The 22,152-nt window shown below is 50.0% G+C and carries 20 protein-coding genes; 4 read left to right on the forward strand and 16 right to left on the reverse strand.

Annotated features, from left to right (window positions below; genetic code table 11):
* Nucleotides 1–79: 79 nt before the first annotated feature.
* Together PKO01S_RS20950 and PKO01S_RS20955 are read right to left on the reverse strand one after the other, a co-directional pair.
* The gene (locus tag PKO01S_RS20950; protein ID WP_127533392.1) at nt 80–580 is read right to left on the reverse strand and encodes a YfbM family protein; all 501 of its coding nucleotides are present in this window, start codon (nt 578–580) and stop codon (nt 80–82) included.
* Nucleotides 581–789: 209 nt separating this feature from the next.
* Nucleotides 790–1,644 (reverse strand): DUF4097 family beta strand repeat-containing protein, encoded by an 855-nt coding sequence (locus PKO01S_RS20955; RefSeq protein ID WP_127533393.1) that lies wholly within the window; start codon nt 1,642–1,644, stop codon nt 790–792.
* Between the two features lie 228 nt (nt 1,645–1,872).
* Between PKO01S_RS20955 and PKO01S_RS20960 the strand changes: the two genes are divergently transcribed.
* Complete coding sequence (locus tag PKO01S_RS20960; protein ID WP_127533394.1) at nt 1,873–2,544, forward strand: 3'-5' exonuclease; 672 nt, start codon at nt 1,873–1,875, stop codon at nt 2,542–2,544.
* A 33-nt stretch (nt 2,545–2,577) separates the two neighbouring features.
* Here PKO01S_RS20960 and PKO01S_RS20965 read toward each other — a convergent pair whose 3' ends face one another.
* The 13 genes from PKO01S_RS20965 to PKO01S_RS21025 all read right to left on the reverse strand — a co-directional run bounded on the left by PKO01S_RS20965 (nt 2,578) and on the right by PKO01S_RS21025 (nt 17,693).
* Nucleotides 2,578–3,243 carry a ribonuclease H-like YkuK family protein gene (locus tag PKO01S_RS20965; RefSeq protein ID WP_307719846.1) on the reverse strand — a complete coding sequence of 222 codons (666 nt, stop codon included), beginning with the start codon at nt 3,241–3,243 and terminating at the stop codon, nt 2,578–2,580.
* A gap of 149 nt (nt 3,244–3,392) precedes the next feature.
* Nucleotides 3,393–4,097 carry an ABC transporter permease gene (locus tag PKO01S_RS20970; protein WP_246070665.1) on the reverse strand — a complete coding sequence of 235 codons (705 nt, stop codon included), beginning with the start codon at nt 4,095–4,097 and terminating at the stop codon, nt 3,393–3,395.
* 38 nt (nt 4,098–4,135) lie between these two features.
* Nucleotides 4,136–4,876, reverse strand: a complete 741-nt coding sequence (locus PKO01S_RS20975) for an ABC transporter ATP-binding protein (RefSeq protein WP_127533396.1) — start codon at nt 4,874–4,876, stop codon at nt 4,136–4,138.
* A gap of 155 nt (nt 4,877–5,031) precedes the next feature.
* On the reverse strand, nt 5,032–5,697 hold the full coding sequence (locus PKO01S_RS20980) for a response regulator transcription factor (RefSeq protein WP_127533397.1): 666 nt from the start codon (nt 5,695–5,697) through the stop codon (nt 5,032–5,034).
* Nucleotides 5,675–7,024 carry a sensor histidine kinase gene (locus tag PKO01S_RS29445; RefSeq protein ID WP_246070666.1) on the reverse strand — a complete coding sequence of 450 codons (1,350 nt, stop codon included), beginning with the start codon at nt 7,022–7,024 and terminating at the stop codon, nt 5,675–5,677. The genes PKO01S_RS20980 and PKO01S_RS29445 overlap by 23 nt, the downstream gene beginning before the upstream one ends.
* A gap of 1,106 nt (nt 7,025–8,130) precedes the next feature.
* Nucleotides 8,131–8,310, reverse strand: a complete 180-nt coding sequence (gene comX, locus PKO01S_RS20990; RefSeq protein ID WP_127533399.1) for a competence pheromone ComX — start codon at nt 8,308–8,310, stop codon at nt 8,131–8,133.
* Between the two features lie 440 nt (nt 8,311–8,750).
* Entirely contained in the window at nt 8,751–11,018 is a 2,268-nt protein-coding gene (locus tag PKO01S_RS20995) for a sensor histidine kinase (protein WP_246070667.1), read from the reverse strand.
* Nucleotides 11,019–11,187: 169 nt separating this feature from the next.
* Nucleotides 11,188–11,370, reverse strand: a complete 183-nt coding sequence (comX, locus tag PKO01S_RS21000) for a competence pheromone ComX (RefSeq protein WP_127533401.1) — start codon at nt 11,368–11,370, stop codon at nt 11,188–11,190.
* A gap of 190 nt (nt 11,371–11,560) precedes the next feature.
* Nucleotides 11,561–12,475 carry a polyprenyl synthetase family protein gene (locus PKO01S_RS21005; protein WP_127533402.1) on the reverse strand — a complete coding sequence of 305 codons (915 nt, stop codon included), beginning with the start codon at nt 12,473–12,475 and terminating at the stop codon, nt 11,561–11,563.
* Between the two features lie 197 nt (nt 12,476–12,672).
* Entirely contained in the window at nt 12,673–13,650 is a 978-nt protein-coding gene (locus tag PKO01S_RS21010; RefSeq protein WP_127533403.1) for a lantibiotic dehydratase C-terminal domain-containing protein, read from the reverse strand.
* Between the two features lie 393 nt (nt 13,651–14,043).
* Nucleotides 14,044–15,054, reverse strand: a complete 1,011-nt coding sequence (locus tag PKO01S_RS29630) for a peptidoglycan-binding domain-containing protein (protein ID WP_281278941.1) — start codon at nt 15,052–15,054, stop codon at nt 14,044–14,046.
* Nucleotides 15,055–15,203: 149 nt separating this feature from the next.
* A complete protein-coding gene (locus tag PKO01S_RS21020) occupies nt 15,204–16,595 on the reverse strand; it encodes a S16 family serine protease (RefSeq protein WP_127533405.1) in 1,392 nt (463 codons plus the stop codon).
* Between the two features lie 174 nt (nt 16,596–16,769).
* Entirely contained in the window at nt 16,770–17,693 is a 924-nt protein-coding gene (locus PKO01S_RS21025; RefSeq protein WP_246070668.1) for a DMT family transporter, read from the reverse strand.
* Between the two features lie 242 nt (nt 17,694–17,935).
* Between PKO01S_RS21025 and PKO01S_RS21030 the strand changes: the two genes are divergently transcribed.
* The gene (locus PKO01S_RS21030; protein WP_127533406.1) at nt 17,936–19,273 is read left to right on the forward strand and encodes a hemolysin family protein; all 1,338 of its coding nucleotides are present in this window, start codon (nt 17,936–17,938) and stop codon (nt 19,271–19,273) included.
* Nucleotides 19,274–19,374: 101 nt separating this feature from the next.
* Here the strand turns inward: PKO01S_RS21030 and msrA are convergent, their stop codons facing one another.
* The gene (msrA, locus tag PKO01S_RS21035) at nt 19,375–20,337 is read right to left on the reverse strand and encodes a peptide-methionine (S)-S-oxide reductase MsrA (RefSeq protein ID WP_127533407.1); all 963 of its coding nucleotides are present in this window, start codon (nt 20,335–20,337) and stop codon (nt 19,375–19,377) included.
* A 225-nt stretch (nt 20,338–20,562) separates the two neighbouring features.
* Between msrA and PKO01S_RS21040 the strand changes: the two genes are divergently transcribed.
* Nucleotides 20,563–20,988, forward strand: a complete 426-nt coding sequence (locus PKO01S_RS21040) for a hypothetical protein (protein ID WP_127533408.1) — start codon at nt 20,563–20,565, stop codon at nt 20,986–20,988.
* Nucleotides 20,988–22,058: a phosphodiester glycosidase family protein gene (locus PKO01S_RS21045; protein WP_127533422.1), complete on the forward strand. Its 1,071-nt coding sequence runs from the start codon at nt 20,988–20,990 to the stop codon at nt 22,056–22,058. The genes PKO01S_RS21040 and PKO01S_RS21045 overlap by 1 nt, the downstream gene beginning before the upstream one ends.
* Nucleotides 22,059–22,152 lie beyond the last annotated feature (94 nt).

Here is a 22,152-nt window from a genome sequence, read left to right on the forward strand (position 1 = left end):
GCTTAGGAGCTTCCGGACCATTCACATATTACATCATTCTATTGCGTGAATACGGAACATTGAATAATCTAGCTTCGGCCTAGCTCATATAAAGCAGCATCGCCTCGTTATTCTTTGCCGCTTCTTGATAATAAGCCACTAATTCCCGGTAATAGTCCATCACGTATTCACGTTCTCCATCTTCATCCCAGTCGATCGAAGGATAGATATCCAGCTCCGTCATATGCTCAGGATTATAACGGCGAAGAAGCTCTTCCTCGGAAATGACGGACAGTGCGTCGTGAATTTGTTTCACTTGTTCAGCTGTCAAATAACGAGTCGGATTATAGTCTTCGTTCTCTTCTTCCTCATCCGGTTCGCCAATCGGCGTTCCCCCAAGCACCGTATGAATAAGCGGTACTTCTCCCTCCCATGCCGCGCCGTTCAACAAATAGTGAATCGCATGCCAGGACTTGTCCAGGTACAACGATTGATCTTCATCTGCTACACCATAAAGCAGCTCGTCTAATTCGACATCACCTTGGAGCAAGTCATTTAATACCGTCGGAGAAATACGTTTCAGATTGCCTACCATGCTCATGGAAATTCCCCTCTCATTCTCATTATCTTCTGTTTTCGTTATAGCGAAATAACAACTGGAATAAATTCACAACAGTAATATAAACCCAACTTCCCATTTTGTCTATATGTTACAAATTGTTACATAACAACTCAATAGTCGAATCCGATGAGCCCAACGCAAAAAAGGCAACCATCAAGTGGCTGCCCCTTATCCCCGTCCTATTGTCGCTATGCCAACTGGAAATTGCCTGAGCCCGTTCGTACCCTCAGTCTTACTTCACCGTCTCCGAACTTGCCGCGCAGCGCCGAATTGCCTCGGCCGCGTTCCTGCGTGACGAATCCCGGTCTCGTCACGTGAGCATTACCCGATCCGCTCTCATATTCCAGCGATAACGATAACGGCTCCGGCGCCAAGCGGACGAATATGTTACCGCTTCCCGAGTGCAGCTCCGTATCTCCTTCGATCGACAACTCTTCCGCTTCAATGTTGCCCGAGCCCGTCTCCGCGGTCAACGTCGTCATTCCTTCAATCAGTCTCAAATTCCCGCTCCCCGTCCGAATGCAAGTCTTACCCGCATCGAACCATTCGGCGTCGATGTTGCCGGATCCGACATTCATGTCCAGCAGTTGCCCCGCAACGATGTCCGTTGCAATCAGATTCCCGCTGCCCGTTGCAACATAGACCGTGTCCGCTTTCAGATCTCTCACTCGTACATTGCCGCTGCCGGTGTTGATTTGAATCGTCGACCAAATCTTCGCAGGCAGCTCTACTTCAAGATGAAGCGTTCCCCAATCCAAGAAACGCAACAATCCTCGTTCTTGCCGAATGCCGATTGCCAGCTCATCTTGCAGCCGCGAAGTCGCGATGCCGATCTCTCCGTTCCAAGTCTTGCTCAGCTTGCCGGTCAACCGAATGCCAATCGTCGCGCCATTACTAGGTGTAACCGTCACGTTCGCACGCTTGACGTCGATCAGAACGCTGCGGACGCCATCGGCTCCAGCCTGCTCGAATCTGCCGTTCAACTGCTCCTTACGCCACATCATAAAAGAATTCGCTTTGCTTTCAGCGTTCTCGACTGACATTCCATCCCTCCGCCCTATACCAGCAAGCAGCACGTTCAGCCGCTTGCTTCACTTATAATCAGATTACCACGCCAGATGTACGCGAACATTCGACTGGCGTCGTATTTCGATACCCGACTCTAGTCGGGTATCGTACTTCGCACGCATATAATCTCGTGATTTACCATCTCCCTCCCTTCGTCGCCGCATGTTACAATAGAGTAACAGAACAGAAAGGAGTGATTCGGTATGCGCACTTATATCGTTTTCGATCTAGAATTTACCGTCCTCCGGAAACAGCAGTTTTCCGCTGACATTATCGAGATCGGTGCCGTCAAGCTGACGGACAGCGAGCAAGGTCCGGTCGAGGTGGACCGTTTTCAGACGTATGTCAAACCCGAACGCAACAAAATCATTACGTCCCACACCACCGAATTCACCGGTATCACGCAAGAGCAGGTCGATGCCGCCCCTACCTTCCGCGATGCCATTGATTTATTCCAGCAATGGATTGGGGAAGGCACCTATTATCTATGCTCATGGGGCCCCGACGACAAGCAGCATTTCGTTCGCCAATGCCGCGACATGAAGCTTGAACTCACTTGGCTGCGCAATATGAATGATCTTCAATTGTACTATACGAAGCTGCAAGGCAACGATGCCAGCAAGCGTATTGGATTAGCCAGAGCACTTGAGACAGCCGGCTTCACCTTCGACGGCGCACAGCACAGAGCGCTGGACGACGCTGCCAACACCGCGCGGCTGTTCGTGAAGATGTTCGACCAAATTACACTGGAGCATAACAACGCCTCCGAAGATCCGCTGTATGAGACGAAGCTTGTCTATTCTAGCGTCGAGGAGGACGATGACGATTCAAACCCGTTCCGCCATCTCGCCTCGCTATTCAACAATCCTAAGTAGGAGCCCCGTAACCGGGGCTTCCTCTATGTTCGGCTACATCACAAGTCTTACCGGCCGCTTCGTGAACCGGTTCGCGTAGGACGACGCACCATACGATTCCGGCTTCGTCCTCGGCTCATACATGCCCATTGCCTTCACTCTTCCGACCATTTCATCCACGAACATCGAGGTTGGATTCCGATGCGGCTCTGTGCCCGCGTCGATGTCAATATACGCCTCGAATGCAGCCCCATGATACAAGTAAGGGAGCAGCAATCCTTCCACTGCCGGGAACACGGGCTCCATGAACTGATAACCGGTCTGTTGAGACAACGCCGTCTCGAACGACAGCTTCTCCCGAATCGATAAGATCGGCCTTCTTACAACGGACTGCCGGTAACAAGCCCAGACGCCTCTGCCCATTCTTCGAATAATGACGCCCGTCACAAACTTCGTATAATCCCCGAACACTTGACTGTCCGTCCCGATGACGAACTGATACGGCGCCCTAACATCCTCCGAGACGAATCGAACGATCCGCTCACTAACATCTTCAATACTTAACTGGCACTCCGACAAGTTCTGAAACAACGTCTCTTCGTGGAAAGCAATGCTCTTCTTGCCCATATCCGAGTCGCCACCTGTTCGCAAGAAGCCTCGTGATAAGTTGTCGATGAGGCCGCCCATGATCAACGTTCGAATGCTGGAGTATGTACTCATACAAAAAGCCGCCGTGCGGAACACGTCAGCTGCGGAGCAGCTGCGCATTATCATTCAACGGCGACTTGTTAGTGCGTATACGGTCACGATCAATACTGCGTCTACCTATAGCGTATCCATTAACCTTGCTTCTTGTCAACCCGGCTTAGCTACTCCATGTCCAACCGAAAGAACTTGCGGCTGAGGAATATGCCCATTGTGAGAATACACAGCATAACAATAACGTCTCTTATACTGGACACCGTGAAGAGCTGTCCCTCCCAGCCGTTCTGGAGCAGATGTACGGCATAGGTGAGCGGAATAAGCAGCGTAACAGGATGGAAGCTATTCGGCAGCGATTCGATCGGGATCATCGCCCCCGACAAGAATAGCATCGGATAGAGCATGACGAATCCGATAGCCATCGCGCTTTGAAATTTTCTGGCGATGCTGGCGATAATAAATCCAATAGCGAAGAATGCCGCCGAGGCGATAAGCAAGGCAATGAGGAACTGGAAGACATGCATCTTGAGCGGCACGCTTAACGCGATTCGCGCAATTATCATGATTTCCAAAGCGCCTACTGCTACAGCAACGAACCCCTTCGTCACGATCGCCTGAATAATAATAAACGGCTTAATCGGCGTACTCTTCAATCGCTTATAGACGCCCTTCTCACGATCGGTAACAGCCTCCAGGCCGATAATGAAGAACCCGGAAGTAAACAGCACGATGCCAATCATGCCGGGGATATAACGATTGAAATAATGGACCTGATCCGAATCTTGAGATTGGAACATCTGGCTGAAGAAATAGAAGCTTAATGCAGGCATAATGAATACGAAGAACAGTCCAATAATGTCACGTAATAACATTCGTAATTCCATCTTCGTATGCATTAAGAGGGATCGCATCAAGCCGATTCTCCCTTCTGATTGAACGCAGTCAATGACATATACTTCTCGTCCTTGACCGTCATGATCGCCGGAACGGTCAGTACGGGTTTCTTCGAATTGCATTCCGATATTGCTCCTTCTACAAGTAATGCAACACGGTCACAATGCCGCTGCGCCTCTTCCTTGGCAGACGTTGCAATGATAATGGTCTTGCCTTCATCCCGCAGATTGCTGAGGATCGTCCACATCTCCTTGCGGTGATGAGGCTCTAGGCCAGCATAAGGCTCGTCCAATGCAATAAGATCCGGATCGTTAACGACCGTAACCGCCAGAGACACCCGCTGCTGTAAACTAGCAGAGAGCCTGTTAATATATTGATTGAGATACGGCTCTAAGCTGAGCATCTCGATTAAATCAGGCAGATCGCGTTTCTTATAATAATAAGTTTGAAACAGCTGCAGCGCTTCCTTCACCGTAATTCGTTCGTACAATGCCGAATTCTGCAGCTGTACGCCGATTCGCTGTTTGATCTGGTTCAGATGAGTCTTAACGTCCATGCCAAGCAATCGAATGTCGCCTCTATCCGCTTTGCGGATGCCGGTCAACAGTTCCAATAGCGTCGACTTGCCCGATCCGCCACTGCCGGTTATGCCGAACATTTCGCCGCGTTTCACTTGCAGATTAAGATTACGGATCGCTTCGACTCGCTCGTATCTCTTACCAATACCATCAGCTAGAATCGCATATTGTGAATTCATTACATTCCTCCATTCGCTAGGTCGCTATCACTCACCCGATTCCAGCAATCACCTTCCTTGTCCTCATGTTATAGCATACTCTATCAATTTTCACCGAAATCAATTCTGCATAGCCGCGCAGAACGATTGCGTTTCTTTTACAACAGATTCATATCCTATATCGTTATCGTAATATCTCGTTCGTTAATGAGTCCTAGCCGTTTCGCTTCGACAATCGCTTCCGACCGGGAACGAACACCCAGCTTCTCGAAGATGCGAGTCAGATTGTATTCGACCGTCCGTTGGCTCATGAACAGTCTGGCCGCTATTTCCCGGTTGCTTCCCCCCGTTGCCACCTCTCGAAGTATCAGCTGTTCTTTCTCGCTTATCGATACTTCCGAAATCACTTTGCCATCGGTTTGCTGGAATCGAACTTCCGACCGCCGAAGCTGCTTCAACAGCGCGATTGGCACGACTGCCTCACCGCGCAAAGCGCATCGAATAGCCGTTACCAGCTGTTCTCTAGTCGCCGCTTTACTGATGAAGCCGGATACACCCGCATCCAGCAGCATATTGTAATGAGAGGCCAGGTCATAGCCTGTGTATATAAGCACGATCGCATCCGGATTATTCGCCGTCACACGTTTGGTCAGCTCCAACCCGCTTATTGTCGGCATATTCAAGTCGAACAGCATAACATCGTAGCTTTCCTCTTCCAGCTTCTCTAACGCCTCTACACCAGAGAATACAATGGTAACTAGAATGTCCGGGTCCTGTTCAATCATATGTTTGGTTCCTTCCCCGACGGAAGGATGGTCATCAACTAGCAGTACGGTTAACATCTATCTCTACCTCGCTTTCTGGGTACTCCACGCTATCATCTTGCGGCAGCGGCAATACAATCTCAACTTCCAGACCTTCTCCCGGAGCAGTCCGGAACAGGGTCTCACCCTCTAATCCAGCCACTCTCTCCCGTATACCGGACAGTCCCATGTGATCAAATGAAGAGTTCAGCCGATCCATCGCAATCCCTACACCGTTGTCCTTATAACGATACCGGATACGCTGCTCTTCGTAATAGAGCAACAGCTCGACATGCGACGCCTTGGAATGCTTCATTCCATTCCGCAATAATTCCTGTGTGATCCGATATATCGTAAGCACGTATTCATCATCCAGCTCTACACGGAAATCCTGATGGTCGAACGTAATGGTAAAGTTCGCATTAAGCTGAGTATGGGCGCACAGGTTCTCGATTGCCTCGATCGCCCCCATCTCCTGCAAGAACGGTGGCCGAAGCTCATTGCAAGTCTCACGAATTTGGTGAATAACATCGAGGAGACCCTCGCTAATGTCGAACAAGTTCGTCCGCGTATCATTCGGAAGCCGGGCTTCATCGTTCACGATCGTCTCCAGCTTGCGATACCAGAGCAGCTGGTCTTGAAGCGCTGAATCATGAAGATCGCTTGCAAGCTTACGTCTTTCCTTCTCCGACAACCGGAACAGTAGACGTAGAACCCACGGCGGAGCTTCGCCCTTCTGCAGATCAAGGTCTTGAACAAGTCCCTCGATTAATTGAAGGTTCTGGTACACGAAGCCGACATAAGTCATGATCGTGCGCAGCCATACCTTCTCATCATGGTTATATTCCGTATGGTTATCCTTGTCACTGATCCACACAAAATGCTGCGTCCCGCGGCCCTGACCAATCATGTAGCAATTGCCCTTCGTCAACTTCATGCCTTCCCCCACACTTAAACGGGACAAGTTATGATTAAGTTGCTCCAATAACTCTTCGAACGGCATTTCGCCCTGCGTACGTTTTAAGCTAATGACCTTGCTCTCGATCTGCCGCTCAAGAAACCCGATTGACTCGATCGGAAGTAATTCGAACAATTCTTTCTGCAGGCACTGCTCCAACTCATTTACCTTCATGACTTCCGAAACTCGTCGTGAGAAGTGCTCCAAGCTTTGCTCGAATTGATGGGCGCCTTTAATGACACGGTTACGAAGCTTACGGTCGAGCACTTCCTTCGCATACAAGAACAGCACGGTTGATACATACACGACGAGGAACATTTGAATCCACTGGACAAGTTCTATCGACGTGCCAATAAATACAAGTCCAAATCCACTCAGAATTAACAGTGCCGGCAAGAATGCGATCATACAGTAATATCTCAGCCGACTCATGATAAATTCGATGTCTAGCAGTTGATTAGAAGCAACCAAATATACATACGTCAGAGGTAAAAACAGAAAGAAAGATGCAACGACGCCAGCGTTCACAATGTATTTTTCTAGAAGGAGTGTTGGCAACAATATTAACAAGATGAATGGCAAGAAAGCAGCCATGTTGCCTATCATCATATATTTCATAAGGGCTTGCTGCGGCGTTTTCCTATAACGGATATACATTCTTAATTGTACGAGAGACACTAGTAAAATACCTACAATAAAGATCATTAAACCAGTATTAACGAATATCAATGGTACATTTCTTATATCCGGTTTATGTACTCTAATGAAAATAACCGTGAAATAAAAAATATTCCATACACCAACTGCTCCATACATGATAGGAACAGCATATCTACGGATCACATAAATCCCCATGCTGCTAAAGTAGTGCCTGACGAAATGTAGAAGTAGTACAGGAGCGAATGTCAATGTGAGTTGCATAACAACAATGGATAAAGTGTCTCCTATCGTATTCGGCAGAGCGGCTAGATACCCAATAGGCACGGACATGAGAAACAATATTAATAAAAAAGCCGAATCATCTTCCGGCTTCTTGTAGGCGATAAATGAAGAGAAGGTGAACAGGACGACAAATAGCGCCATCGGAATGACCGTCTGGTTAATGGATATAGGCCGCTCGGACTTATCGGTAAAATCCAATTCAAATTGACTTCCATCTCGCATAATCGTAATACTTTGCGCAGTGTTAATTCCGTACTTTTCCATCAATCTCTCTCTATCAAGTAGTTGATGGTCGACATGTGTTATAACATCGCCTGTCTGAATACCTTCTTGCAGTGCCCATGTTTCCTTATCTACCAAGGTGACGATCCATATTCCATTATCTTCCTTCAACTCTATACCCAAGTACGGAACACTATAATGCAGTACGGTAAACCATCCTGCAATAACTAACGTAACTAACAAGAATAGCCATGTTCTAAATTTCTTATTTGTCATAATATCGATGGCTCCTTAAAACAACCTTAGCCGGCCACGGATGAACGTTGCCGGCTGCATTTTCTACGCACTATTTAGTTAGTATTCCACCACAATCCGCGAACCTGGACTTTAGCTGGTTGCGACTCTTTAATGACGTCATACATTGCTTGCTGCTGCGCTTGGCTTACTGCCTCTAGCGCTTTATTCTCTCGAATAAGCTGGCGCATCATTTCAGGGTTTTGCTTCATTTGAGCAATCGCTTCTCTGAGCATCCCCAATACCACCTTTATATTAATATACATGCATGCATTTCACAAAGTAAGTATACCATTAGTAGCACTTATCTGCATCGCAATATGAATTGTGGAATGCCGCAAAATATGTTGCGGATTAGCTAATAATACCCATTTATATGATGTACTTAGAAGGTGTTGTTTTTCAAGCCCTGTCAAGTGTTAAGCGTTTACATTCATACCGCAATCACCACTGTTATTTTTCCCACTAGGAACATAGCTCCCCACTTCTCTCCCGCTTCACACTGCTTCAATCTGCCCAGTTCAGCCCGCAAATTGTACTGCTTTGTTATGAGTAAAGTCTTGTTTAATAACTTCACTGTACTTATGTAATCTCTCTACTGGTTAAGCCCTAATCAAAAAAACCTTCCCCCACATTCGCTGGGAGAAGGCCTATGATTACTACGTGTGAGTATAGATCAGCTTGCGGAACGCTCGTCATCTAGCATGTCATCGCTTTCGCTATGCTGGATCTTATCTGCATTGGGTAGAGGCAATATGATTTCAACTTCCAACCCCTTACCTGGTGCTGTCTGCATGATCGTCTCACCTTCTAGCGCAGATACTCTCTCTCGAATTCCCGACAAGCCCATATGATCAAACGACAACTGTACTCCATCCGTCTCGAAACCAATCCCATCATCCTTATATCGGTAACGAATACGATGATCTTCATAGTAGAGCAGCAGTTCTACGTGAGATGCCTTCGAATGTTTCATCCCGTTGCGCAGCAGTTCTTGAGTTATGCGGTAGATCGTTAGCACATATTCGTCGTCCAGCTCGACTCGGAAATCTTGATGGTCAAACTTAATTGTAAAGTTCGCATTCAACTGTGTATGGACACATAAATTCTCAATCGCTTCTATCGCCCCCATCTCCTGAAGGAATGGCGGCCGAAGTTCATTACACGTTTCACGAATCTGGTGAATAACATCAAGCAATCCTTCACTAATGTCCCTTAGGCTCGAACGAATATCGGTCGGCAACGCAGCTTCATCGTTCACAACCGCCTCCAACTTGCGGAACCATAACAACTGATCCTGAAGCGCAGAATCGTGGAGGTCGCTGGCTAACTTGCGTCTTTCATTCTCGGATAGTCGGAACAGCAGGCGAAGCACCCAAGGCGGAGCCTCCGCCTTTTTCAAATCTAGATCATGAACGAGCCCTTCGATAAGCAGAAGATTCTGATACACGAAGCTGACATACGTGATGATGGTACGCATCCACATTCTTTCGTCATGGTTATATTCCGTATGATTATTCTTATCGTCAATCCAGATAAAATGCTGCGTTAAACGGCCGTGTCCAATCATATAACAGATGCCCCTGGTCAGTTTAAGCCCTTCCCCAATACTTAGGCCGGACAGATTATTCAGCCGCTGACACAACTCATCTACCGGTACGGAACCCTGACTTCTCTTCAAGCTGATCACTTTGGATTCATTGTGACGTTCAATAACTCCAACCGATTCAACAGGCAACAGCTTCAGCAGTTCTTTTTGCAAGCATTGCTCCAGCTCGTTAACCTTCATCACTTCGGATACTTGACGCGAGAAACTCTCCAAGCTTTGCTCGAATTGATGAGCGCCCTTGATCACCTTGTTGCGGAATTTGCGGTCAAGCCCTTCCTTCGCATACAAGAATAGGACGGTTGAACCATAAATGACGAGAAACATTTGAATCCACCTTATCGGGTGAGGTGCTTCATTCATGAATATGACTCCAAAGCCCGATAAGATCAACAATGCCGGCAGTAGTGCAATCATACAATAGTATCTCAGCCTGCTTACAATGAACTCAATATCAAACAGTTGTTTAGAGATAATAAGATACAAGTATGTCAAAGGCAAAAACAAAAAAGACAATACAGCTACGCCGCCACTCACAATGAAATCCCCTACCAAAAGGTATGGAAGTAAATTTAGAATAATAATTGGGGAAAATGATGCGATATTTCCAATCATCATATAGATCATTACAGCTTGGTTGGATGAATTACGGTACCGAATGTACATTAGAGCTTGAACGAGCAGCGCCATTAGCGTGCCTGCGATAAATATCAAAAGTCCTATATTTTTAATTAACGAAGGTGTTTGTCCACTAATGCTAACGACGAGAGCATAGCAGATATTCCACGCCGCAACCGTCCAATATCCAATATAGACAAAGCGTTTATGAAACGAATAAATCCCCTTATTACTGAAATAACTTCTTACAAAATGAACAAACAATACAGGCGCAAATGTTAGTGCAATTTCGAGAATGACAGACGAGAACAGATCTCCAACCGTGTTACCATAACCCGACAAATACCCAACTGCCACTGACATTAAAAACAATATCAATAAGGAAGCCGACAAGTCCTTGGGCTTCTTGTAGGCGATAAACGAAGAGAAGGTCATCATCAGTACAAATAATAACATTGGAATAATAGACTGGTTCAACTGAATCGGTCGATCAGACATATCCGAAAAATCAAAGTCGAACTGGCTTCCATCTCTCATGACTGTAATGCTTTTGGCTGAATTAATGCCATAACGCTCGTCCAGACCCGTTCTTTCAACCGGCTGATGATCAACATACGTTACAATATCCCCCGGCAATATTCCTTCCTGTGCGGCCCGTGCTTTCTTATCCATTGCGTTAATAATCCACTTACCGTTAGATTCGTATACATCGACGCCCATGTTCGGAACTCGAAAATACAAAACGGTAATCCACCCTGCAAAAACAAGCGTAATCAGAAAAAATAATGGAACCCAATTTCTCTTTAACCTATTGATCATATGGGCATTGACTCCTTAAAAATAGATTAAACCGGCTACGAGTTAACGTTGCCGGTTTAATCTTACATTCTTAACACCGCCAGAAATCACTACCAGCACGAACTTGATCTTTAGCTGTTTCCTGACCTTTAAAGATGTCAAACACTGCCCGCTGCTGGTTTACATTAGCACCGGCGAGTGCTACATTTCCGTTCATAAACTGAGTCATCATTCCTGAGTTCTGCTTCAGTTGAGCGATTACATTTTTAAGCATCCCCGTAACCACCTTTATAATATTTTACAGGCATGTAAGTCTTAATCCAAGATTACCATTTGTAGGACCGGCCTGCATCGTATTATGAATTGCGGGATACCACAATTTCATTGCGGACTGGCCGCCAATGCCTACTTAGCCGATTTAATTTATAAGCGTTTTCTTTCAAGCCCTGTAAAGCATAAAGCGTTTACACGAACGATCTCAGCTGCTCCCGCCACGTCTCCTCCACTGGGAGCAGCGCAATGCTCTCCTCCGCTTCATACTGCTTCATTTTGCCCAACACGAGCCCATATTCGACACATCCGCAGCCATGTATATAGTCCATAATCGCAATCTTATGCTCTAATAATTGCGCGGCCGTAATCTCGCCATCGTAATACTTGCGTACAATTGCAGCTTCTTCCGACTGCTGTTCCAACAAAAACTGCACAGGAAGCGTCAGCTTACGGGCCAGCAGATCATTGCGAGTGCTCCAGCTAGTAATGCCTTTCACGTCATTATAGAGCTGGGCAGAGACGCCTATTGCTCTGCCGTACTGCTCGACAATATCGTGGTGCTCGTCCGTTACTAGAGCGATACCGACCAGACAAGACGCTGCGATCAGCGACCCCGCTTTGTCCGCGATCATCTGCAAGCTCTCTTCTTCCGTCAACAGATGATTGAGAATGTCGACATGCTGTCCATTAACTGCTCCTAATATGCCTTGATTTAACGCTTGAACAGCAGCCGCTTTACGATCGATCGGGCTTGGAAGCTTCATAAGGACGTCAATCGACAAGGCCTGCAGTCCGATCGCCACGTTTAATGCCAGAGCAGGAGGGACTTTCGACCAAGGGACGCTGTCATTGTCCTGATCCTGCAAGTCGTCGTAGATATCAAGCGACAAAATCATCAAATCGATGGCAGCCGCCGCGGCCGTCGCACGCTGTTCATCACCGCCGAACATGGCGCAATGAAGCGCCGCAAGCTGTCCGAAGCTGCTGCCTTCCGTCTGTTTATACTCGACGAATTGTTCTGCGAGCGACCTTAACTCCGCCTCATGAAAAGCTCTGGAGATACTTGATCTCATTAAATCCACTGCCGGCTGTAACATCGTCGACATTCGATGGATGCGCCTCCTCTGCTAGCTACTAATGAACGAATCTATTAACTCTAATGTACTATAATTCAATGGACCGAGGGAATATGTTTCCATTTAAATGCAATATTGTGTTAATTATATATCAAAAAAACCTCCCCCCGACATGTCGGGAGAAGGCCAATTATAATTGCTCATGTATGCAGTTCTACTCAAGACGATTAGTTGTCGATCGTCACTTCAAAAGCTTCACATAAACGCTGCGCGACTCGAGCCAAATAGTACTCATAGGAAGGCGTCATGCCCAACCGGTTGTTCATCATATGGATATGCGACCATGCGATGGAACGGAACGCTTCAAGCCGGTCCGCTTCCTGAATCGCAGGCTGTCCGGTATACGGAACTAGAAGCTTGCCTGCAAGCGCAAGGTCTTCCAGCTTCATGCTTGCATCGCTCACCATATGCGACCACACGGCGATGACGTCATCCTGCGGCGTTTCCTCACCGACGAGTGCCGGCATCGACAAGCGGTTAGAGAGGGTCTCCGCCTCTTCTATCGCTTGCTGATCGTACTGCAGCTTAACGTCCCTTGCATTAAGGAACACACTCCAGTAATCGGCATATGCAGCGAAGAACGAAGAAAGCTCGTCCTTCTTCACGCCAAAGCGTGAAGCGGTTACAATCATCATGCACAATGCCGGTACCATGCGCTTCGAACGGCTGTCGACCGAGCGGCTAATGATGATCGCCGAAGTCTCGCTGGAGCGCTGGAACAATCGCTCGCTGATCGGCATTGCAGCTACGCCGCCATATCTAGCGAATTCCGGTTCATAATCAAATTCCACCATAGGGGTGAAATCATAATCTAACGCAACGGACGTCTCATGAAGAATGAACGGACTCACTTTGGCGCCTGTCAATTCTTCTTCTTCGCCGGAGCTGACTGGCATGCTGCGAAGCATCCGTTCCGCAGCTGCTCTTAATTTCTTCATCGCAAATTCGGTAGGACGGAAGAGTCGTAGACGCAAATGAGCACCGCCACCTGAATATCTGGAATAAAACCAGCCGAGAACCTCGCCCTTCTCATGCATTCTCATCACATTCAGCAACAATTTCTCTAACAGAAGATGCTCTTGAATCTTAGAGCCTCTGCAAAACAAATGGAGCGCTCGCCAGCCATTGTGTCGGCCGTTCATCATTCATGCATCCCTCTTCCTTCGTCTGATTTGCAGCTCGCAATCGGCAAGCTATCTTCTAACCCGTTCGTTATTATCGAACCTATTGAAACGCGAACTGTGTTGTCTAATGGAAATCATAATAGATTTCAGGTTAGTTCTCACCGACTAGTTGTGCCGCAATTACCACAATTCTGTTGCGCTTCGCTCCACCTTCATACTGCGTACCTAGTAGCAAAATGATTAGTTAATCGTTGGCTGGAGCCTACAATGCCCGTCATTATAAGGTTTCTCACGAATATGCAGCTGATGATGGTTCTCAATGCGGCACCGCAAACGCCGCAAAACCGGCCCCGAAACACGAACAAGAGGCGCCTGCCAGGCGCCTCCACAATTCGATCAACCTCAACAAATATTTTACCGGTTGTCCCCGCCGTACTTCGGTGCTGGCGCTGGTTCCGGCTCAGGCTGCGGTGCTGGAGCCGGCTGTGGTGCCGGTACCTGTTGCGGTGCTGGAGCCGGCTGTGGAGCCGGTGCCGGTTGCGGTACTGGAGCTGGTTGTGGTGCCGGCGCCGGTTGCGGTGCTGGTTGCGGCGCTGGCTGCTCTTGCTCTGCGCCTTGCTGGCCGCCTCTTCCCCCGCCGAAGCCTTTGCCTCCTTCTTGACCTTGGCCTCCTTCACCGCCAAAGCCACGGCCTTCTCCTTGTCCTTGGCCGCCTTCGCCGCCAAAGCCACGGCCTCCTCCTTGACCTTGGCCGCCTTCGCCTCCAAAGCCGCGGCCTCCTCCTTGTCCTTGACCGCCTTCGCCTCCAAAGCCGCGGCCTCCTCCTTGTCCTTGGCCGCCCTCACCGCCGAAACCGCGGCCTCCTCCTTGTCCTTGACCGCCTCCGCTGCCAAAGCCGCGGCCTTCTCCTTGTCCTTGGCCGCCTTCACCGCCAATGCCTTTGCCTTCTCCTTGTCCTTGGCCGCCTCCGCCTCCAATGCCTTGCGCACCGCCGCGGTCTTTAGCTTTAACGCCACCCGTTCCTGTTCCTTTGCCGCCTTTCGTGCCTGTCCCTTTGCCTTGGGCTGCTTTGCCCGTCGTCTTCAACGTGGAATACGAGTACGTAATCGATTTAAGCGTCCGCCCGTCGACCGCGCCGGTAACCGGCAGTCCGTGCGTCTTCTGATAATATTTGACCCCTCTAACTGTTGCATCGTTATACTTTCCGTTAATCGGTCCGGAATAGCTTCCGAGTGATTTCAACATGCCCTGAATAACATACACATCCGGCCCGCTTGCCGGCTTGCCGACCGCCTCGCTCGTGCTAGGCCAACTGAATAACAACATCGCCGCCAGAACCGCCGCCGATAAACATTGGACCCCCTTCATTCTTCTCTTCCGTTTCGGTTTCTGCTGCCCCGTAGCCGCTTGGTGGCGGTTCATCATGCCGTTTAAACACCCTTCCATAAATTCTTGGTATTGCCGCTCTTACTATCCCCTAATCCATCGTTTCATTGCGTTCTCTCCATTGGAAATATTCCCTAACCGCATAGCAAAAAAGCTTCCCGCACCGCCTTGGTGCCGGGAAGCTTCTATTAAGATTTAGCGTGATCCTTCAACCACTGCAGCATTTCATCCAATGTCTGAACTGGTACGATTTCCAGTGTATCGCCGGATTCAAGTCCGGCTCTCGCCTCGCTCTCTTCACTAGCCGGCACGAAGAACAGCTCGGCATCCGTTCTCGCGACCGCATAAGCCTTCTGCCGGACGCCGCCGACCGGTCCGACGCTGCCGTCAGGCTCAATGGTACCGGTCCCCGCTATCTTCCGCCCGTGAGAGATGCCGTCCGGCGTCAATTGATCGATGATCGTGAGCGCAAGCATAGCGCCGTGAGACGGACCGCCGATATGCGCAAAAGGCCGCTCGAACTTGACCTGCCTCGGAATATCGTAATGATACGCCGTCTCGACGGATACGCCGAACACAGCCCTCTCTTTACCGTTATCATCTTCAGCGGAACCCGTCGGCACAGCAAGCGACAAGGAATCGCTGCCGCGGACGAGCCCGACCACAATGATGCTGCCCGGCTTCACGTCACTCATCGCTTCGGTAAGCGATTGAACGTCAAGCGTCGGATGATCGGCAATGGAGACGATACGGTCGCCCGCCTTCAATATACCGCGTGCAGCCGCTTGCTCCGCTATAGCGTTCACATTCACGCCGTTCGCCTCGGCTCCCCGGCTAAGGCCAAGCTTACCGAGCGCAACCGCTGTTGCGACCGTCTCTGCTTCCGTCTTCATCGCTACGACTTCCGCATACGCTTCACGCAGCGGCGGTTCGTTCGGCGGCACGGGACTAAGCTCATAAATATTAAGCACGCGCGACATCAGCCAATCCAGCGGGACAGCCCTCCGGTCGAACACGAGAACACCTGTCAGTTGGCCGTTCACATTCCCGCCTTCGACACGTGCATAATGGTTCATGTTCATCGTTAACCCCGGATAAGTGACGTTATACGAAATCGGCAGCGCCATAACGGCAAGCAGCGCAAGCTGTGCGGCAAGTGCAGTTACGGTCCTCATCGGCCATCTGCGTCTGCGGTTGCGGTCCGATAATTCGATGACGAACAGATCAATCAGAACGAACAGCCAGTTAACAACCAGCAATCCGATGCCGACCGTCACGGTCCGTGGGGCCGCTATAATCGCAATCATGGCCGCAATGCCTGATCCAATAACGAATACGCGGGGAATTTTACGAAGAAGCCGTCGCCCCTGCTGATCTTCACCTTGCCATGCTGCCGCCGCCCCGGCAATCCAAATCAACGCAATAAGCGCAGGCGCATAAAGCAGCCGGTCAATGGTCTCGAGCCAAGTCAGACCGCCCGGCAAGCGCAGCGGATCCGGAACCCAAATCAACTCGGCCGCCGCGATATACAGGAAAGCGAGCGCAATGCCTGTCCAATACATTTTGAGCGCAGAACGCATGTCATTCCTCCTGGAAGCTATCGCATCCGTACACCGTCCGGACTGAAATACGGCTGATGCGGCAGCAGCTTCATTATAATAAGGTACGATTAGGTTGGACCGAATACGCCAATTATACCACTGCCATTACAAAAAAAACGTCTTCCGGCCCAATAGCCGAAAGACGTTTCATGTTTATTGCGCCGAAGATTCCGCTGCGGCCGCTTTGCGCTCTGACGAGATCCAGATTAGTCCCGCTGCCATCACGACACCGCCGCCGATCTGCCAACCTGTAATTTGCTCGTCGAACATAATGTAGCCCGTAATAACGGCGGCCGCAGGCACCACATAACGGAAGAAGTTCGAGCGGGCAGCACCGACTCGATACATCGCCGCATTCCAAGTAATAAAGGAAATGAAAGTGCATAGCAGTACGCCGAATGCAACGACGCTGTATTCCGTGCCGGACAGTCCGGTCCAATCGACCTTGCCCCACGATCCGATCGTAATCGGGAACATGAACAATGCGCCGAACGTACTGAACCAAGTCGTAACGCGAAGCGCCGAATATTGCTTCATCAGCGGCATGCAGGACAAATTAAACAATGCGCCGATTAAGCTGATCGAGAATGCCATCAAGTTCCCCTTCATATTATCGGAAGAAAGGCTTAGGCCTTCCCCGCCGCCTAATATGACGAGCGATACGCCTGCAATCGCGATAATGCCCCCGACCGCGATCCGGCGCGTGAACGATTCCTTCGTGAATAACGGCGCGAACAAAGCAGCGAAGATCGGCCATGGCGCAACGTTAAGCAGCGAAGCATTCGCGAGCGTTGTATATTTGATCGAATACATAACCAGTATCTCAAGCAGCGTCACGCCGAACAGCCCGATCAATGCCAGCTTCACAGCAGCGCGCGGCGAGACGCCGACGCTTCCTTCCTTCAAGTACAACACGAGGAAGAAGAACGGTACTGCGAGTCCGAAGCGCAAAAAGGCGAATAATACCGGATCGAAAGTGTCCATCGCGAGGCGCGAAACGCCGAAATTGATTCCCCATATGGCAGCTACGCCTGCCAGTCCTGCATAAGCCCATCCCTTGTTAGCCATCTTGTTCATTCCAGCCTGCTCTCGTTCATATTTATGTACACGCGTACACTACATTATAATAATCTCCGCACAGAACCGTTGTAAAGCGGAGAAATTCGCTAATAACAAGCTCATTGTTTCACTTTTTCTGACCAATTGACCGCTCAGCACCGGATAGCCCCCCACAAACGCATTGTCCCGAGAGCAAAAGTCCGTTATAGTAGTTCAAAAGAAGAGTTACATTATATAATAAGGGATTGTGATGGAAACAAATGGGCAGTACAGGCTTAAATCTGTTTATGGTAGCAGTATTAATTGTATTAACCGCTTTCTTCGTAGCAACGGAATTTGCGATTATCCGCATCCGAACAAGCCGCGTCGATCAGTTGGTACAGGAAGGCCGCAGCAACGCACGCGCTGTGCAGCGCGTCACCAGCAACTTGGACGGTTATCTGTCCGCCTGTCAGCTCGGGATTACGATTACGGCTCTCGGACTTGGCTGGCTCGGCGAACCGACCGTGAAGATGCTATTGTTGCCGCTATTCGATACATGGCACCTGAACAGTGAAGCTTCGCATATCGCATCTTTCTTTATCGCATTCATTACGGTTACGTTCCTTCATGTCGTCGTCGGCGAGCTCGCGCCTAAGACATGGGCGATTCAGAAAGCGGAATTTATCAGCCTTGCGGTTGCCAAGCCTATTATATGGTTCCACAAGGTCATGTATCCGTTCATCTGGATGCTTAACGGCTCCGCGAATGCGCTCGTCCGCTTGTTCGGACTGAAGCCGGTGAAGGAGCATGAAGAGGCGCACAGCGAGGAAGAAATTCAAATTATTTTGAACGACAGCTTCCAGAGCGGCAAAATCAACAATACCGAGTACGGTTACGTTAGCCGTATCTTCGCCTTTGACGAAATGCTTGCAAAAGAAATTATGGTGCCGCGCACCGATATGATTTGTTTATTCTCGAATAAATCGATTGAAGATAATATGGCGGTCATCCGCAAAGAACAATATACCCGCTTCCCGGTTGCACTCGACAGTAAGGACCAGATCATCGGCATGATCAATACGAAGCAGCTGTTCCTCCAGCATCAAGACGGCGAGCCGCTGAACTTCGACAAGCTGATTCGTCCGGTCATGACGGTTCCGGAAGTAATGCCGGTCAAGACGCTCCTTCGCCGAATGCAGCAGGAACGGATGCATATCGCGATTCTGATGGACGAATACGGCGGTACGTCGGGCATGATTACGATCGAGGACATTCTCGAGATTATCGTCGGCGAGATCCGCGACGAATTCGATGCCGACGAACGCAAAGATATCGAGAAGCTGGCGGACAACTGCTACCTGCTCGATGGTAAAGTGTCGCTTGATGAGCTCGGCCAACTGATTGGCGAAGATATTGGCCACGAGGAAGTCGATACGATCGGCGGCTGGCTGTACAACGAAATGGAAGAGCCGAAGGCGAACAACGAGTTCGTGCACGGCAATCTGCAATTCATTATCCGGGAAGTAAGCAAGCACCGGATTCGTAAGGTCGAGTTGATCGTCCATGGCGGCGAAGCCGAGGAACTGATCGACGAGCGGTTGGAAGAGGTTGTTTAATCGCTACTATAGAGGCTGCTGCTCTTGATCATCAAGAGTGGCAGCCTCTTTCTATGCAAAAAAAAGCGACCCGATGACGGGCCGCCTTCATGGCTTGTTTCCTATACAAAAAGCTTACGATACTCGCCGTATCCCTCTTCCTCCAGCTTGTCGACCGGTATAAACCGGAGCGCAGCGGAGTTGATGCAATAACGCAGTCCTCCCGCTTGCGGCGGTCCGTCCTCGAACACATGGCCCAGATGCGAATCCGCATATTGGCTTCGCACTTCGGTGCGAACCATTCCATGGGTCGTATCGAGATGCTCCGTCACGCCGGAGCCTGCGATCGGCTTCGTGAAGCTCGGCCATCCGCAGCCGGAATCGTACTTCTCCCGCGAGCTGAACAGCGCCTCGCCCGAGACGATGTCGACGTAGATGCCTTGCTCCTTATGGTCCCAGAACTCGTTGCGGAACGGCGGCTCGGTCGCGCTGTTCTGCGTCACCTCGAATTGAGCCGGCGTCAGCCTGCTGCGCAAGCTCGCCGCATCCTCGCGGTACTTCCAATTCTCCGCAATGAAGGCGTCCCGGCCCGAGCCTTTGCGGTACATCCGGTAACGAAGCGGCTGCTTCTTATGATAGTCTTGATGATAGTCCTCCGCCGGATAAAATGGCGTCGCCGGCTCGATTGACACCGCGATCGGCCGATCGAACCGTCCGCTCTCATTGAGCTCGCGCTTCGAAGCTTCGGCAAGCTCGCGCTGCTGCTCGCTGTGATAGAAGATTGCCGGACGGTAGGAATCGCCCCGGTCATGGAACTGTCCGCCGGCATCCGTCGGATCGATCTGCCGCCAGAAGGTGTCCAGCAGCTTCGCATAAGGAAACTGCTGCGGATCGAACGTAATTTGAACCGCTTCGGTATGACCGGTGCCTCCCCGGCACACTTCCTCGTAGGTCGGATTAACGGTCGTTCCTCCTGTATAGCCGGATACGACGCTAATAATGCCCGGCATTTCCTCAAACGGCTTCACCATGCACCAGAAGCAGCCTCCTGCGAAGGTGGCCAATTCGTTATGCTGCTCGCTCATCGTTCTTCGCTCCTCCCGCTGTTACGCGCACAATTTGCTTCGATTATACTCCAACTCCGCTAGCGGAACAAATGAGAACGGCGAGCATCCTCCGCTTATTTTTGTTACAATATAGTGAAGCTCGCAACCAATCCGGCATGTTCAATCGTCTTTACTAGAAAGCGCACGTCCGTTCATCTGACGCAGACGGCTTTACTAACGAACGCAAAGAGGTGAACGATTATTATGCAAACCGAACTAGCAACAACGCCTGCCACAAGGTCAGACCGCGCGCCGCGCAAACGCAGCCAGCGCGCATTCGTCATTTTTCTATTCATATGGGTGCTGCTCATCGCTTCCGGCATCGCTGGGGCGAAGCTATATACCGATCACATGAAATCCGAGATGACCGACAAGATCAACCAGCAGACTACTGCTCAGATTACCCAGATGCAGAAGCAATATGACGAGCGGCTGAAACAAGTCGAAACGGGCTACAAAGATGAAATTGCCGTACTGCAAGGCAAGGTTGACGCGCTTAACGAGCTTCTTACCTTCACGAAGGACAATGCCAATGCGAAGACCGACAACAGCAACAAGCTGTTCAGTCAGTTGAACGACGTGAAGAAGCAGCTGGATCAGCTCAAGAAGAATTTGGACGTACTGAAATGATGAACATGCCCGTCAAATTTCTTAACCGCTCCATGCTGCTCGTCGCCGCGCCGTTCGTCGGCATCATGATCTGGCTGCTTACGGCGCAGCTTACGATCATTTTGCAGCCGGAGCTTCATGAGGCCGCGCCGCAGGCAGAAACAGCAGACACGGGCGTGCGTCAAGCATTAGAAGGATTGGACCAAGCAGCGATATTGGCGAAAGACACTCAGGCCTCCATTAAGAAACAAATCAGTATCTACGAGAAGACGAATGCGGACATTCGGATAATTGCCAATACCGCTTCGACTCAGGCTAAGCGGCCGCTAACGATTTATGACCGGCGCATTACAGGCAAGCTGGGTTCGACATCCGGCACCATTCAGTCGGACAAGCTCCGAGCGCAGCTGTTCTCGATCCGTGCGCAGAACTTCAGCGGCTACGCCCTGAAGGTGAAGCTCGGCAGCAAAGACGCGATGCGCATGGTGCTCGGCAACGATAAGTTCGGCGGCTCCGAGACGACGATGTCCGCTGTGAAGCGGTATAAGGCAGCAGCAGGCGTCAATGCTGGCGGCTTCGCAGACGGACACGGCAAACGGTACCCGCTCAGCACGACCGTGTTGAACGGCCAATATGTGAACGGCTTTGAGCCCTCCAACAAAGATTTGTTCTTCGTCGGTATGGATGAAGACAACAAACTAATCGGCGGCAAATTTACAAGCCGGGAACAGTTGGACCTGATGAAGCCGCAATTCGGCGCTTCATTCGTGCCTGTGCTGCTCCGCAACGGTCAGGCGATGCCGATCCCGAGCAAATGGCAGGTTAGCCCGCGGCGTGCACCTCGCACCGTTATTGCCAACTACAAGGACGATCAGTTGCTGTTCGTCGTCATCGACGGCTATAACGAGAACGGAAGCTCCGGCGCAACGCTGGAGGAGATGCAAATCATCTTGAAACGGTTCGGCGCCGTCAATGCCTACAATCTAGATGGAGGCGGCTCATCGTCCCTCATCTTCAACGGACGCATCGTGAACAATCCTTCCGATGGAAGGCTGCGGCCGCTGCCGACCCACTTCTTATTCTTCAAATAGCATTAGCTCTTATGTATCTTCATTATGTGATGCGTGTGCATAACAAAAAGGATGCCCGGCTTAAGCTTAAGCCGGGCATCCTTTTTGTTGTTGT

Origin of the sequence: Paenibacillus kobensis NBRC 15729 (genome assembly GCF_004000825.1) — a bacterium.
GTDB lineage: Bacteria > Bacillota > Bacilli > Paenibacillales > Paenibacillaceae > Paenibacillus_T > Paenibacillus_T kobensis.